The 14,245-nt window shown below is 65.3% G+C and carries 17 protein-coding genes; 8 read left to right on the top strand and 9 right to left on the bottom strand.

The window, feature by feature from the left end; genetic code table 11:
* Positions 1-2 precede the first annotated feature (2 nt).
* The 3 genes from IB279_RS28145 to mnhG are packed head-to-tail and all read left to right on the top strand — an operon-like array spanning position 3 to position 1,134.
* The gene (locus tag IB279_RS28145) at positions 3-488 is read left to right on the top strand and encodes a Na+/H+ antiporter subunit E (protein ID WP_034787086.1); all 486 of its coding nucleotides are present in this window, start codon (positions 3-5) and stop codon (positions 486-488) included.
* Entirely contained in the window at positions 485-766 is a 282-nt protein-coding gene (locus IB279_RS28140; protein ID WP_034787089.1) for a K+/H+ antiporter subunit F, read from the top strand. Before IB279_RS28145 ends, IB279_RS28140 begins: the two co-directional genes overlap by 4 nt.
* Positions 763-1,134 (top strand): monovalent cation/H(+) antiporter subunit G, encoded by a 372-nt coding sequence (mnhG, locus tag IB279_RS28135; RefSeq protein WP_112771886.1) that lies wholly within the window; start codon positions 763-765, stop codon positions 1,132-1,134. The genes IB279_RS28140 and mnhG overlap by 4 nt, the downstream gene beginning before the upstream one ends.
* Positions 1,135-1,187: 53 nt before the next feature.
* On the opposite strand, the gene cobM is transcribed toward mnhG, so the two are convergent.
* A complete protein-coding gene (cobM, locus tag IB279_RS28130; protein WP_060517490.1) occupies positions 1,188-1,949 on the bottom strand; it encodes a precorrin-4 C(11)-methyltransferase in 762 nt (253 codons plus the stop codon).
* 68 nt (positions 1,950-2,017) lie between these two features.
* On the bottom strand, positions 2,018-3,259 hold the full coding sequence (gene cbiE, locus IB279_RS28125) for a precorrin-6y C5,15-methyltransferase (decarboxylating) subunit CbiE (protein WP_112771885.1): 1,242 nt from the start codon (positions 3,257-3,259) through the stop codon (positions 2,018-2,020).
* On the opposite strand from cbiE, the gene IB279_RS28120 reads away from it, so the two are divergent.
* Positions 3,228-4,013, top strand: a complete 786-nt coding sequence (locus tag IB279_RS28120) for a cobalt-precorrin-6A reductase (RefSeq protein WP_192340080.1) — start codon at positions 3,228-3,230, stop codon at positions 4,011-4,013. The two genes, cbiE and IB279_RS28120, sit on opposite strands and share 32 nt — an antisense overlap.
* Here the strand turns inward: IB279_RS28120 and IB279_RS28115 are convergent.
* The 6 genes from IB279_RS28115 to ung all read right to left on the bottom strand — a co-directional run bounded on the left by IB279_RS28115 (position 3,992) and on the right by ung (position 9,172).
* Positions 3,992-4,756 (bottom strand): precorrin-3B C(17)-methyltransferase, encoded by a 765-nt coding sequence (locus IB279_RS28115; protein WP_060517485.1) that lies wholly within the window; start codon positions 4,754-4,756, stop codon positions 3,992-3,994. The genes IB279_RS28120 and IB279_RS28115 overlap by 22 nt on opposite strands.
* A complete protein-coding gene (locus tag IB279_RS28110) occupies positions 4,753-5,490 on the bottom strand; it encodes a precorrin-2 C(20)-methyltransferase (RefSeq protein ID WP_112771883.1) in 738 nt (245 codons plus the stop codon). The genes IB279_RS28115 and IB279_RS28110 overlap by 4 nt, the downstream gene beginning before the upstream one ends.
* Positions 5,487-6,119 (bottom strand): precorrin-8X methylmutase, encoded by a 633-nt coding sequence (locus IB279_RS28105; protein WP_034787118.1) that lies wholly within the window; start codon positions 6,117-6,119, stop codon positions 5,487-5,489. The genes IB279_RS28110 and IB279_RS28105 overlap by 4 nt, the downstream gene beginning before the upstream one ends.
* Before the next feature lie 2 nt (positions 6,120-6,121).
* Positions 6,122-7,489, bottom strand: coding sequence for a precorrin-3B synthase (cobG, locus tag IB279_RS28100; RefSeq protein ID WP_192340108.1), 1,368 nt, complete (start codon positions 7,487-7,489; stop codon positions 6,122-6,124).
* 110 nt (positions 7,490-7,599) lie between these two features.
* Positions 7,600-8,370 carry a precorrin-6A synthase (deacetylating) gene (gene cobF, locus IB279_RS28095; protein WP_112771882.1) on the bottom strand — a complete coding sequence of 257 codons (771 nt, stop codon included), beginning with the start codon at positions 8,368-8,370 and terminating at the stop codon, positions 7,600-7,602.
* Between the two features lie 97 nt (positions 8,371-8,467).
* On the bottom strand, positions 8,468-9,172 hold the full coding sequence (gene ung / locus IB279_RS28090; protein ID WP_112771881.1) for a uracil-DNA glycosylase: 705 nt from the start codon (positions 9,170-9,172) through the stop codon (positions 8,468-8,470).
* Positions 9,173-9,407: 235 nt separating this feature from the next.
* Here ung and modA point away from each other — a divergent pair, with 235 nt between their 5' ends.
* The 3 genes from modA to modC all read left to right on the top strand — a co-directional run bounded on the left by modA (position 9,408) and on the right by modC (position 12,134).
* Positions 9,408-10,199, top strand: coding sequence for a molybdate ABC transporter substrate-binding protein (gene modA, locus IB279_RS28085; protein ID WP_090298028.1), 792 nt, complete (start codon positions 9,408-9,410; stop codon positions 10,197-10,199).
* A 163-nt stretch (positions 10,200-10,362) separates the two neighbouring features.
* Positions 10,363-11,064 (top strand): molybdate ABC transporter permease subunit, encoded by a 702-nt coding sequence (gene modB, locus IB279_RS28080; protein WP_090298031.1) that lies wholly within the window; start codon positions 10,363-10,365, stop codon positions 11,062-11,064.
* Positions 11,061-12,134 (top strand): molybdenum ABC transporter ATP-binding protein, encoded by a 1,074-nt coding sequence (gene modC / locus IB279_RS28075; protein WP_112771880.1) that lies wholly within the window; start codon positions 11,061-11,063, stop codon positions 12,132-12,134. The genes modB and modC overlap by 4 nt, the downstream gene beginning before the upstream one ends.
* A 100-nt stretch (positions 12,135-12,234) precedes the next feature.
* Here modC and IB279_RS28070 read toward each other — a convergent pair whose 3' ends face one another.
* Positions 12,235-12,636: a winged helix-turn-helix domain-containing protein gene (locus IB279_RS28070; protein WP_060517635.1), complete on the bottom strand. Its 402-nt coding sequence runs from the start codon at positions 12,634-12,636 to the stop codon at positions 12,235-12,237.
* A 185-nt stretch (positions 12,637-12,821) separates the two neighbouring features.
* Between IB279_RS28070 and IB279_RS28065 the strand changes: the two genes are divergently transcribed.
* Entirely contained in the window at positions 12,822-14,153 is a 1,332-nt protein-coding gene (locus IB279_RS28065) for an FAD-binding oxidoreductase (RefSeq protein WP_112771879.1), read from the top strand.
* Positions 14,154-14,245: the final 92 nt, after the last annotated feature.

Here is a 14,245-nt window from a genome sequence, read left to right as displayed (position 1 = left end):
CGATGCGCACCTGGCTCCCCTATCCCCTGCTCTCCGTCGGGCTGCTCATCATCTGGCTCCTGCTCAATCAGTCGGTTGCGCCCGGCACCTTCCTGATGGGGACGGTACTGGCAACCGGTCTTGGCTGGGTGACGCTGAAGCTTGGCCTCGTGCGCTCGCACCCGCGCCGGGTTCTGTTGATCGTGCGCTTCGGCTTTGCCGTCGCCGTCGACGTGATCCGCTCGAACATCGCCGTCATCGCCGTCATCCTGCGTGGCCAGCGCCGACCGCCGAACTCGGGCTTCCTGACCATCGATCTCGATCTGGAAGACGAAAACGCCCTGGCGCTGCTTGCCTGTGTCATGACAGCGACGCCGGGAACGGCCTGGCTCGAATACGATCGCGGCCGCAAGTCCCTGCTCTTCCACGTGCTCGACATGGAGAACGAGGACATCTGGCTCGATACGGTCAAGCGCTATGAGACCGCCCTGAAGGAGATATTCGGATGATGGAACTTTCAATCATCTGGTCGATCCTGATTGCCCAGATCATGCTCGGCCTGGCGATGGCTTTTGCCTTCTATCGCATGGTGAGGGGACCCCGCGCCCAGGACCGCATCCTCGGCCTCGACACGCTCTATATCAACGCCATGCTGATGCTCTTGACCTTCGGCATCCGCACGGCCAACTCGCTCTATTTCGAGTCCGCCCTGATCGTGGCTTTGATCGGCTTCGTCTCGTCGATCGCCTTCGGCAAGTTCCTGATGCGCGGGGAGATCATCGAATGAGCCACCTCACCGACCTTCCCGTCTGGGCCGCCGTTCTCATCTGCGGGCTCACCGTCCTCGGCGCCGCAGTGGCGCTGATCGGCTCCGTCGGCCTGCTCCGGTTCACCAGCTTCTACGAGCGCCTGCACGCACCGACGCTGGCGACCAGCGGCGGCGTACTGATGATCTGCACCGCCTCTATCATCTGCTTTGCCGTGCTGCAGAGCCGCTGGGTATTCCACGAAATCCTGATCATCGTCTTCGTCGTCGCCACCACGCCGGTGACGCTGATGCTGCTTGGACAGGCAGCGCTCTACCGCGACCGCGTCGAGGAAAAGCGCGGCGTCCCGCTCAAGCAGCGGCCGCCGCGCGAAGAACCGGCAGAATAGGTTTCAAAACTCTCTTAGCGGGAAACTTAGGCGGACCCCCGAGGGAGTGCGGCCTATTCGCCGCGCCCTCTGAAGCGCCGCTGATAGGCGGGATCGTAGAGCGAGCTTTCACGGAAATCAGAGGCTTCGAGCCCCGGACCGACGAAGATCAGCGCCGTGCGCTCGATCGGCTCTTCCGCCACCTTGGCGGCGATGTCACCGAGCGTGCCGCGCACCACGCGTTCGTCCGGCCAGGAGGCCTTGACGACGATGGCGACCGGGCAGTCGGCACCGTAGAGCGGCGTCAGTTCCTCGACCACCTGCTGAAGCGCATGGATCGCAAGGTGGATTGCCAGCGTCGATCCAGTAGCGCCGAAAGCGGAAAGCGTTTCTGAGTTCGGCATCGGCGAGGCGCGGCCCGAAACACGGGTCAGCACCAGGCTCTGGGCCACGGCCGGAATGGTCAGTTCGCGACCGAGCGCTGAAGCCGCCGCCGCAAAGGAAGGAACGCCCGGCGTCATCGTATAGGCGATGCCATGCTTCTCGAGCCGGCGGATCTGTTCGGCCACAGCACTCCAGACCGAGAGGTCGCCCGAATGAAGCCGCGCCACGTCGAGCCCTTCGGCTTCGGCCTTCACATACTCCGCCTCGATCTCGTCGAGCGACATAGGTGCCGTATCGACAATGCGGGCGCCCGGCGGGCAATATTGCAGCAGCTCCGGCGAGACGATCGAGCCGGCGTAGAGGCAGACCGGGCAGCGCCCGATCAGGTCGCGACCGCGCACCGTGATCAGGTCTGCGGCTCCCGGGCCGGCGCCGATGAAATGTACCGTCATAGGTTACTCTTTCTTTTTCTTACGCAGTTCCGGACGCAAAACCGCGTCACACTTTCGCTGGAACTGCTTTAGCCCTTCGTCCACGACCATTGGGTGACCGGCATGGCCGGCTTCCAGCCGGTCATGCCACCGATGGGTCCTGCACGCGCGATATCGATGCGGATCAGCGAACCGCCGAGCCGCGCGTGATGATCGAGCAGCACCGCTTCCATGTCCGTCGTCACCGCGTTGGCAACCAGCCGTCCGCCTGACTTGAGCGCCTCGATCGCTGCTTCCATGACGCCGTCTTCGCTGCCGCCGCCGCCGATGAAGACCGCGTCCGGTTGTGGCAGGCCGGCAAGCGCCGCCGGCGCCTCGCCTTCGACAACCGTCAGCCCGGGCACGCCGAACATCGTCGCGTTGCGGCTGATGCGCGCTGCCCGCTCCGGCTCCACCTCGATGGTGATCGCCTGCATGGTCGGATCGGCGAGCATCCATTCGATGCCGATCGAGCCGGAGCCGCCGCCGATGTCCCATAGCAGTTCGCCCTTGCGCGGTGCGAGTGCCGACAGCGTCAGCGCCCGGACCTCGCGCTTGGTGATCTGCCCGTCATGTTCGAACAGCGCATCGTCGCGGCCGGCGGCAAGCGGCAGGATGCGCGCGCCCTCGTCGGCCGCCACCTCAATGGCGCAGACGTTCAAAGGATGCACGAGGCCGAGCATGAAGCGCGCGGCGATCTGCGTCGTCACCCGTTCGCCGGCGCCGCCAAGCGCCTCGAGAACCGTCAGCCGCGACTGACCGAAGCCGCTCGAAACCAAGAGCTCGGCAAGGTCCCTGGGGCCGGCGCCATCGGAGGTCAGCGTCAGCACCTTGGCGCCCGGATGAAGATGCGGCCGGACGAGATCCAGCGGCCGCCCATGGACGGAGACGAGCGTCGCATCCTGCAGCGCCCAGCCGAGGCGCGAGGCGGCAAGACTGATCGACGACGGCGCCGGAAGCGTGCGTATTTCGGCCGAGGCGATGCGGCGCGCCAGCGTCACGCCGACGCCGAAGAAGAACGGGTCGCCCGAGGCAAGCACCACCACCGGGCTGCCGCGACGTGCGACGATCTCGACGACCGAGCGTTCGAGGGGGCTTAGCCAATTGTGCGCTTCGCCGGTGATGAGGGAGGCGGCGAGCTCCAGATGACGATGGCCGCCGTAGACGACCGGCGCTTCGCCGATCAGCCGCTTGGCCTCGTCGCCGAGACCCGCTACACCATCCTCACCGATACCGATGACGGTCAGCCAGGGGGAGACGATGGCGGGTTCGCTGTTCGACACGTCAGCCATGGAAAAACCTCGTATTCTGATTTTGGGTGGCACCACCGAGGCACGCGAACTCGCGCGCCGCTTGGCCGAAGATGTCCGCTACGACACCGCCATCTCGCTGGCCGGCCGCACCGCGGACCCGCGGCCGCAGCCGGTCAAGACGCGCATCGGCGGCTTTGGCGGCGCCGATGGGCTGGCGCATTTCCTGCATGACGAAAACATCGCGCTGCTGGTCGATGCGACGCACCCCTTTGCCGCACGCATTTCGCACAACGCCGCGGACGCAGCGCAAAGAACCGGCGTTGCGCTTATCGCCCTCCGCCGACCGGAATGGGTGCCCCTGCCTGGCGACCGCTGGACTGCTGTCGATAGCGTTGTCGAGGCCGTCAGCGCGCTCGGTGATCGGCGACGCCGCGTCTTCCTGGCGATAGGTCGACAGGAAGCTTTCCACTTCGAGGTCGCGCCGCAGCACAGCTACGTCATCCGCAGCGTCGATCCGGTGACGCCGCCGCTTAATCTGCCCGACCAGGAGGCGATCCTGGCGACCGGTCCCTTTGCGGAAGCCGATGAAGCCGCGTTGCTCAGGAGCCGGCAGATCGATGTGATCGTCGCCAAGAACAGCGGCGGCAGCGCCACCTACGGCAAGATTGCCGCAGCGCGCCGGCTCGGCATCGAGGTGATCATGGTCGAGCGGCGCAAGCCCGCGGACGTGCCGACGGTCGGCAGTTGCGACGAGGTACTCAACCGCATCGCTCACTGGCTCGCCCCTGCATAGAAGCGCGGCGTGTAGACGAGATCGGGTTGGCCGTCGCGCTCGACGATTCGCGTCTCCGGCGAGCCGATGATGACGCATGTCGCCATGTCGGCGCGGTTGGCATCGGCCTCGCCGAGCGGCATCACCGCGATCCGTTCGTCCGGTCGCCCGGCCGCACGGCCGAAGATGACCGGAACCGTTGCCGGCAGAACGCTGCGCAGAAGCTCGAAGGCCTCACCGAGCTGCCAGGGCCGCGCCTTGCTGATCGGATTGTAGAGGGCAATGACGAAGCCCGCTTCCGCCGCCAGCCTGAGACGCCGGGTGATGACTTCCCAGGGCTTCAGATTGTCGGAAAGCGAGATCGCACAGAAATCATGACCGAGCGGCGCGCCGATGCGGGCGGCAACGGCGAGCATCGCGGTCACGCCGGGCGTGATCACCAGTTCAACCGACTTCCATTCCGCCGGTCCCTTGTCGATCGCCTCGCAGACGGCGGCCGCCATGGCAAAGACACCGGGATCGCCACCGGAGACCATGCAGACCTTCACGCCTGCCGCAGCCCGCGTCAGCGCGACCTGTGCCCGATCGAGCTCCTCGCGGTTGTCCGAGGCGACACGGATCTGATCCGGTCTGAGGTTCAGCCGGTCGAGATAGGGAAAGTAGCCGTAAAACTCCTGAGCGGCCGCAACGGCTTCCGCCGTTTCCGGCGTCATCTGCTTGGCGCTGCCCGGTCCGGTACCGACGACATAGAGCGTACCGGTCATGGTCGGTCCTTCCAGCCGGGAACGAGCACCAGCGAGAAATAGGGCGCCTCGTCGTCGGCTTTTTCCGCAAGAGCCGTCATCGCCGCGTTCTTCATCGTGCCGCGTTCGACATAGACGGCCTGGTCGAGACGGCCGGAGGCAGCGAGCGCCCGACGGATCTTCGGCAAATTGCGCCCGACCTTCATGATCACGGCGGCTTCGGTATCCGCAAGCCTGCGGCCGAGCTCGGCCTCGGCCATGGTGCCGGGAAGCACCGAGAGCACGTCGTCGCCCTGCACCAGCGGCAGGCCGGCAAGCGACCAACAGCCGGACATGGCGGTAATGCCGGGGATCACCTCGACCGGGAAACGATTGGCGAGCCGCACATGCAGATGCATGTAGGAACCATAGAACAGCGGGTCGCCTTCACTGAGCACGGCGACCGTGCGTCCGGCGGCAAGATGCGCCGCTACCGCTTCGGCCGACGCATTGTAGAAGTCGGTGATCTGGGTCTTGTAGGCGCCATCGTCCTTGTCGATTTCGGTCGTCACCGGATAGTATAGCGCCAGCTCGACAAGATCGGGCTTCAGCAGACCCTCGACCACCGCGCGGCCGTTACCGCTTCGCCCGGCCTTGGCGAAATAGGCAAGCACATCGGCTTGCCCGAGCGCCTTCACCGCCTTGACCGTCAAAAGTTCCGGATCACCGGGGCCGGTCCCAACACCGATCAGGCGCCCCACGCCGACGCCGCTCACAGGCCCGGCCTCGCGAGCGAGTTAAGCGCTGCCGCCGTCATGGCGCTGCCGCCGAGGCGGCCGCGCACGATGGCGAAGGGAACGCCATAGGAGTTCTCGGCCAGCGCATCCTTCGATTCCGCCGCACCGACGAAACCGACGGGCATGCCGAGGATTGCCGCCGGCTTCGGCGCGCCGTCGCGCAGCATTTCCAAGAGGAAGAACAGCGCCGTCGGTGCGTTGCCGATCGCGACCACTGATCCGGCCAGCCGCTCGCTCCAGAGCTTCAGGGCTGCGGCGGAGCGGGTGTTGCCGATCTCGGCCGCAAGGCCGGGCGTGCGAGGATCGCGCAGCGTGCAGATCACCTCGTTGCCGGCCGGCAGACGGGCGCGGGTGACACCGTGCGCAACCATCTCGGCATCGCAGAGGATCGGCGCACCGGCTTTCAGCGCCGCACGGGCCGAGCTTACGAAATCGGGAGAAAACACGAACTGCCTGGTCGCCTCGACGGAACCGCAGGCGTGCACCATGCGCACAGCCAGATCCGCTTCCTCTTCGGAGAAGCGCGACAGATCGGCCTCGGCGCGGATGATGGCGAAGGAACGCTCGTAGATGGCGTTGCCATCGCGAATGTAATCATACTCAGGCATGTCTATCCCTGTTCGAACGCTGCCGAGACGCGCGCAGCTCCGAGCCGTGTAAGACAGGACTGCGCCGATTCGCCAGCGTCTTTGTTTTGCCGCACCAGCCGGCCGAGCCGGGCAAGGGCGGATCCCATTCCATTCTCATCGGTGTAGGCGCTTGGCAAGCCATTGGCAGCCCCATTTACGACAAGCCCGTATCCTGATGGCGCACCGACAAGCGTCAGTTCGGACGGCTTCGGCCGGGCGCAACCCTTGGCGCAGCCGGAGAGATGCACGGTGAGCGACCCGTCGAGCAATTCCGGCGCCGTCTCGACGAGGCGCTCGGCCATGCCCTTGGTTTCCATCCACGCCGAGGCGCAACCCTTGCTGCCGGCGCAGGTGGCGATCGCATTGCGCGGATCCTGCTCGGCAATGCGAAAACCGTGTGACGCTGCCAGGCTCTGCGCCACAGCCGCGGTCTCGGGGCAAAGGCCGAGGACGAAGAAGGCGTGCCCGGGCGCAAGCCGGATCGCATTGGCGCCAAGCGCCTGGACCTGATGCAGGTAGGATGCCAGCGCGGCGGCCTCCACCTGAGCAAAGGCCAGACCGAGGCCGAGAACGGTGTCGGCGTTACCCAGCGCATGAATGCCGGGTATTGCGGCCGAACGCGGAGCGGCCGGGCGTTCGGACGATGTCTCACAGCGACAGAGCGCGCGGATTTCCGACGGGTCCAGATCGCGCCCGCGCACCGTCGTGCCTAGGCTCGCCAGTTTCTCGAGAATGGTGATCAGGGCCGGCACGACCGCGTTGCCGGCCAACGTCCCGACGATCGATGCCTTCGTTGCCGTGCCGCCAAGCGACAGCACCCAGGCGACCCCCGCGACAGTCGAAACCGCCTGAAGGCGAATGTCGGCGACGACAGCGCCGAGACCAAACCGGCCACCGCTATCGATGACGACGGATAATTTGGGTGCAAGCTTCAACGGCACCTGGCGCGCACCCAACGCTTCACGAAGCTCGGTGGCAATCGGCCGCGGATCGGCGATCTCGTCCGGGTCGATGCCGGCCAGGGGCGGCACCTCTATCGCGAGCCCCTTGGCAATGGCGATCTCCGCATCGCCGATCGCCTGCGCCAGCATCGGCACCGAAGCTGCACTCAGGCCGCGAAGCTGCAGGTTTCCGCGCGCGGTAATCTCGATGATGCCATTGCCGAAGCGCTCGGCAGCCGTGGCAAGGGCAATGACCTTCGGCAGCGTCAGACTGTCATCCGTTGGCCTCACCCTGACGAGCAGGCCGTCGCCGGTCTGCATCGGCTCTGCCAAGGACGGGCAGGCGCCGCGGCGCATCGAAGCGACGGTGCCGGTTTCTCCGGTCAATGGAAGGGCGCAGCTGGTCATCAAATCCGTCATCACTTGAGGCTCTCCTCCCTGAAGAAGCCTCTTAAGACGCTATAACACAGCCGCAAACCTTGAGTGAGATCAAACACGACGCAGATCGGCCCTCCCCGTCACTCGTCGAAGTCGGCGCCCTTGCGCAGGAGATAGATGTCCATGATCCATCCCATCTTCGCGCGCGCCGCCGCCCGCGTTTCAAGGATCCGGTCCTTCACCTCAGCCACGCGGCCGGAAATGACGATCTCATCCGGCGTGCCGAGATAGGCGCCCCAATAGATCTCCGCCTCCGGGTCCTCGACCCGCTGAAACGCCTGTTCGCCATCGAGCATGACGACCGAGGTCTGGCTCTTCTCGGGAAAGCTTTCGTGCAGCCGACGCCCCGTGGTGATCTCCACCGGCTTGCCGACGAGGTTCAGCGGAATGCGGTGGCTGGCGCAAAGCGCCTGCAGACTGGTGATCCCGGGAATGACGTCGTAGGCGAAGGCGACCTCACCGCGTGCCCTGATCCGCTCGACGATGCGAATGGTGCTGTCATAGAGCATCGGGTCGCCCCAGACGAGAAACGCGCCAGTTCCCTCTTCGCCCAACTCCTTCGACAGAAGCGCTTCGTAAATCCCAGCGATCTGGGCGTGCCAGTCATCGACGCTGCCGTCATAGCTGACGCCTTCGGTGCGCCGCACGGGCACCGCGAACTCGACGGTGCGACTGTCCTTGCGCGTGACGTAGCGGGCGCAGATGTCGCGGCGCACTTCGGCAAGCTCGGTCTTCTTCGCTCCCTTGGTCGGGATAAAGAGCACGTCGGCGCGGTTCAGCGCGTTGATCGCCTGCACGGTCATGTGTTCGGGATTGCCCGAACCGATGCCGATGATCAGAATTTTGCGCATGCCCGCCTCCGCCATTTCGTTCGGGCGTCTTAGGCGGATCGCCGCCGCCAAGGCAAGGCCTCGGGGCGACGACAAAGCCGTCATTCGCGCCAAGCCTTCAGTTGATGTCCGCAGCCGGATTTTCCGGCAACCGCCAGTCGATCGGATCGAAGCCTTTGCCTTCAAGGAAGGCATTGGCTTGGGAAAAATGCCGGCAGCCGAGAAAGCCGGAATGGGCCGAGAGCGGCGATGGATGCGGTGCCCTCAGGACAAGATGGCGCGAGCGGTCGACGAAGGCCGCCTTCTTCTGCGCATAGGAGCCCCAGAGCATGAAGACGACGGGATGCTCGGCGTCGTTGACCGCACGGATAATCGCATCCGTGAATTTTTCCCAGCCGCGGCCCTGGTGTGACGCAGCGTTCCCGCGCCCTACCGTCAGCACGCTGTTCAAAAGCAGCACGCCCTGCCTTGCCCAGCTTTCGAGAAAACCGTGACGCGCCGGCGGAATACCGAGATCGGTATTCAGTTCCTTGTAGATGTTGACCAGCGACGGCGGCGTCCTGACACCAGGGCGAACGCTGAAGCAGAGCCCATGCGCCTGGCCGTCACCGTGATAGGGATCTTGGCCGAGAATGACCACGCGCACCTTGTCGAGCGGCGTCAGGTCGAGCGCGCGAAAATACTCCGGCCCGCGAGGGAAAATCTGCCGGCCCTCGTTCTTCTGGGCCACGAGGAACTGCTTGAGGTCAGCCATGTAGGCGCTGGCGAATTCCGGTGCCAACGCTTCCTTCCAGCTTTCTTCAAGCTTCACTGCCGTTTCCATTGCACGTCCGCTCCATGTCAGGGGATCGAGGCCGCAATTTAGGCCGCCCGGACATCATCGCAAGCCCAATCGCGCCCGCCGCGGGAATGCTGCACCGGTTTTGCCGGGCGGCCACAACCACACGGGTATTACGCTAGCCCTTTTGAGGAGCATTGTATTTCAACAGATACAACGGTAATCAGGAGGCGATATCGTTGTATCCTAAGAGATATCACGCATCGTTGGAGGGAAATCGATGATCAAGAGAAGAGACTGGCTGAAGGGACTGGTGCTGGCGCTCGGCCTCGCCTGGGCCGGCGCAAGTGTTCTGCCGGCGTCCGCACAGGCGGAAGAAAAGGTGACGGTCTTTGCGGCTGCGAGCCTGAAGAACGCGCTCGATGCGATCAATGCCGAGTGGCAGAAGGAAAGTGGCAAGGAAACGACCGTTTCCTACGCGGCCAGCTCGGCACTGGCCAAGCAGGTGGAACAGGGCGCGCCCGCCGACGTCTTCATCTCTGCCGACCTCGCCTGGATGGACTACCTCGCCGAAAAGAAGCTGATCAAGGACGACACCCGCGCAAACCTGCTCGGCAACCGCATCGTGCTCGTCTCCGGCAAGCAGGACGCTGCCCCGGTCGAAATCAAGCAGGGCTTCGATCTCGCTGGCATTCTCGGTGACGGTCGCCTTGCCATGGGTGCCGTCGATTCCGTTCCGGCCGGCAAGTACGGCAAGGCTGCGCTCGAAAAGCTCGACGCCTGGAAGGCCGTGGAGGCCAAGGTCGCCGGCGCTGAAAGCGTGCGTGCCGCCCTCCTGCTCGTTTCGCGCGGCGAAGCGCCGTACGGCATCGTCTACCAGACCGATGCCGCGGCAGACCCGGGCGTCAAGGTCGTCGGCACCTTCCCGGAAGACAGCCATCCGCCGATCATCTACCCGATCGCGATCACGGCCGAGAGCAAGAGCCCTGATGCGGCCGCCTACATCGACTTCGTCAAGTCGGCAAAGGCTGCTGAACTCTTTGAAAAGCAGGGCTTCACGGTCCTGAAGTAACCGGCTGAAATAGGCGCTAGTGCCGTCTGTCCAGAGGCAGGCGAAGCATCTAACGTCATGTTCGCGCCGCCCGCGCCCAAACGCGGGCGACGCGAACATTTGTCAGAGGCATAGGGGGCAGACAGCCGCGTCCCACAAGCCTCGTATTGGGGAGCGATATCCATTGGACTGGCTTGCAGTGAGCGATGCGGAATGGACGGCGATCCTGTTGAGCCTGCGTATCGCAACCGTCGCAATGATCTGCAGCCTGCCCTTCGCACTCGTCGTCGCCATGCTGCTTGCCCGCGGGCGCTTCTGGGGCAAGACACTGCTGAACGGCCTCGTTCATCTGCCGCTGATCCTGCCGCCTGTCGTCACCGGCTTCCTGCTGCTCCTGCTTTTCGGCCGCCGCGGCCCGCTCGGCGCCTTCTTCGCCGATTATTTTGGCCTCGTCTTTTCCTTCCGCTGGACCGGCGCTGCCCTTGCCTGCGCCGTCATGGCCTTCCCGTTGATGGTGCGCAGCATCCGCCTGTCGATCGAGGCGGTTGACCGCAAGCTCGAGGACGCGGCGACCACGCTCGGCGCGAGCCCCCTCTGGGTCTTTGCCACCGTCACGCTGCCGCTGATCATTCCCGGCATCATCGCCGGCATGATCATCGCCTTTGCCAAGGCGATGGGCGAGTTCGGCGCCACGATCACCTTCGTCTCCAACATTCCCGGCGAAACGCAGACGCTTTCGGCCGCCATCTACACCTTCACCCAGGTGCCGGGCGGCGACGCCGGCGCCATGCGGCTGACAATCATTTCCGTCATCATTTCCATGGCCGCGCTCATCTTCTCCGAACTGCTGGCGACCTTCGCCGCACGCCGGGTGGCCGCCCAATGAGCCTCATCGTTGAAGCCCGCCACCAGCTCGGCAATTTCTCGCTCGACGCCGCCTTTAGTTCCGATGGCGGCGTGACGGCGCTGTTCGGCCGCTCCGGCTCAGGCAAGACCTCGCTCATCAACATCATCGCCGGGCTTCTGAAGCCCGAAAGCGGCCGTGTCCTGCTCGATGGCGACGTCATCGCCGACAGCGAGAACAGGATCTTCACGCCGGTGCACCGCCGGCGCTTCGGCTATGTCTTCCAGGAGGCGCGGCTGTTTCCGCATTTGAGTGTACGCCGCAACCTCGCCTATGGCCGCTGGTTCGCCGGCAAGAGCGGCACCGGCAATGAGTTTACCCGCATCGTCGACCTGCTCGGCATCGGCCATCTGCTCGAACGCAACCCTTCGGCCCTTTCCGGCGGCGAAAAGCAGCGCGTCGCCATCGGCCGCGCCTTGCTCGCGGCACCGCGCCTGCTTTTGATGGATGAGCCGCTGGCCGCGCTCGACGAGGCGCGCAAGGCCGAAATCCTGCCCTATCTCGAACGGCTGCGCGACGATGCCCGCATCCCGATCGTCTATGTCAGCCATTCCGTCGGCGAAGTCGCCCGGTTGGCCCGGCGCGTGGTCGTGCTCGAAAACGGTCGGGTCACCGCATCGGGCGCGGCCGCCGAGGTGTTGAGCGCGCCCGCCGCAACGCTTGCCACCGGCCGGCGCGAGGCCGGTGTCCTGCTGGAGGGCGAAGTCGAGGGAACCGATCCGGTGCACGAACTGACGACCGTCCGGGTCGGGCGGGAACGGCTGCGCATCGCCGGTGTCAGCGCGACGGCCGGCGTCAGGCTTCGCCTGCACATAGCCGCCCGCGACGTCATGCTGGCGACCTCAAGGCCAGTGGAAATCAGTGCGCTCAACGTACTCGAAGGGCGCATTCTGACGCTGACATCGGAGGAGGACGGCAGCGTCGATGTCCGGGTGACTTGCGGCGATGCGACGATTGCCGCCCGCATCACCCGCTTTTCCCGCGACGCGCTGCAGCTTGCTCCCGGCAGAACCGTCTATGCCGTCATCAAGTCGGTCGCGATCGATCACTAAAGCCTGTCGCATGAAAACGCATTCGCGCGCCAGGCTCTAAGCTCTTGTTTTTATGCATGTCGTTGCCGCGATACCGCTGCACACTTTTGCGCGACATGCATTAGGCCTTTTTGGAAACAGCCTCGGCCGTATCGAACGCTGGTGTATCGCTGCTCCGAACGGATTCGAGCCAGGCCAGATCCTCGCCGATCGCAAGGCGTGCCTTCTCCTCCATCTCGCGGTAGCGCCGGATAAGCTCTTCGCCGAACGGCGTCACCAGGGCTCCGCCACCCTGCTTGCCGCCGCGCTGCGATTCTACCGAAGGCTCGCTGAACATCCGGTTCAGGGCATCGACCAGCAGCCAGGCGCGGCGGTACGACATGTCCATCGCCCGGCCGGCGGCGGAGATGGAGCCGGTCTCGCGGATCAGTTCGAGCAAGAGGATCTTGCCGCGGCCGAGCCGGTCGGCGGGCGGAAAATCGATGCGCAGGACGGGGCGAAGATCGGGGCGGCTCTCACTCATGCGCGCGAGCATAGAAGCACGCGCAAAATTCCGAAAGACCGTCTCGCGGCGAACCGGACGGGTTGGCGATAAAAGATTGCCAGCAACCGAGCGCCGGCCGACGACGGCCAGATTGCAGGTCTTGATCTCGCGGCGGCGGCATGCACCGATGGCCGTGACACCTCCTGCCCGAAAGTGCCCTCCCCATGCCCGGTCCCACGCTCGATCCGATCGCCACAGACACCACCCTGCCCGCCAGGGCCGACGTCGTCATCGTCGGCGGCGGCATCATCGGCGTCAGCACCGCCCTCTTCCTTGCCGAACGCGGTATCGACGTCGTGCTCTGCGAGAAGGGTTCGCCCGGCGCCGAGCAATCGAGCCGCAACTGGGGCTGGGTTCGGGTGATGGGCCGTGACGAGCGCGAAATCCCGCTGGCGATCGAGGCGCTGAAGATCTGGGACACGCTCGACGCGCGCATCAGTGGCGAGACCGGCTTTCGCCGCAGCGGCATTCTCTATGTCTCCGAGAATGAGCGCGACATCGCCAATCGCGACGCATGGCTTGCCATGGCCCGACCCTACGGCGTCGACAGCGTGCAACTCAGCTCCGACACGACAGAGGCGATGATGCCGGGCGCCGCCATCCGCTACCAAGGCGGGCTCTTCACGCCGAGCGACGGCCGGGCAGAACCGCAGAAGGCGGTGCCCGCGATTGTCGCCGGTGCCCGCCGCGCCGGTGCCCGTATCCTGACGGGCTGCGCCGTGCGCGGGGTCGAAAAGGCAGCGGGCCGGATCTCCGCCGTCGTCACCGAGAGAGGCCGCATCGAGACGTCGACCGTCATCGTCGCCGGCGGCGCCTGGTCCAGGCTCTTTCTCAAAAGCCTCGGCATCCGGCTGCCGCAGCTGAAGGTGCGGAATACGGTGTTGAGAACCGGGCCAGTCTCCGGCGGTCCGGAAGGGGCCGGCGCAACCGCGACCTATGCCTATCGCAAGCGCCTCGATGGCGGTTACACGATTGCCGACGGTGCCGCCAACCTGCACGCGGTCGTGCCCGACAGCTTCGCATTCTTCCGCGATTTCCAGCCGGCGCGAAAGGCGGAGGGCGATGCCGTGCAGGTGGGCATCAACGCCCAGAGCTGGAACGAATTGTTCGAGATCGGCACCGTCCCGCTCGACCGGCCCGGCGCCTTCGAGCGCCACCGCGTGCTCGATCCCAATCCGGATTCGCGGCGCGCCCTGCGGGCCCTCGACGCCGCCGGCAGGGCCTTGCCATTCCTGCGCAAAACCAAGGTGCAACAGATATGGGGAGGACTGATCGATGTGATGCCCGATGCCGTCCCCGTCATCTCACCCGCCGAAACCGTTCCGGGCCTCATTGTCGCGACGGGTTTTTCCGGCCACGGTTTTGGCATCGGGCCTGGCGCCGGACACCTCGTCGCCGACCTCGTAACCGGCGAGAAACCGATCGTCGATCCGACGCCATTCCGGCTCTCGCGCTTCCTCGATGGAACGCCGATCACCATCGCCCCGCCGGTCTGAGCGCTACCGCCGACGGATCGCCGCGAAAGAAAATTACCGGCAATGACCGGCAAGAAGGTGAACGACACAACGCGTGGGCGCACTCCCGGCAG

The organism is Ensifer sp. ENS06 (assembly GCF_014852205.1).
GTDB classification, from domain to species: Bacteria; Pseudomonadota; Alphaproteobacteria; order Rhizobiales; family Rhizobiaceae; genus Ensifer; species Ensifer adhaerens.
This window is presented reverse-complemented; position numbering and strand designations above follow the sequence as displayed.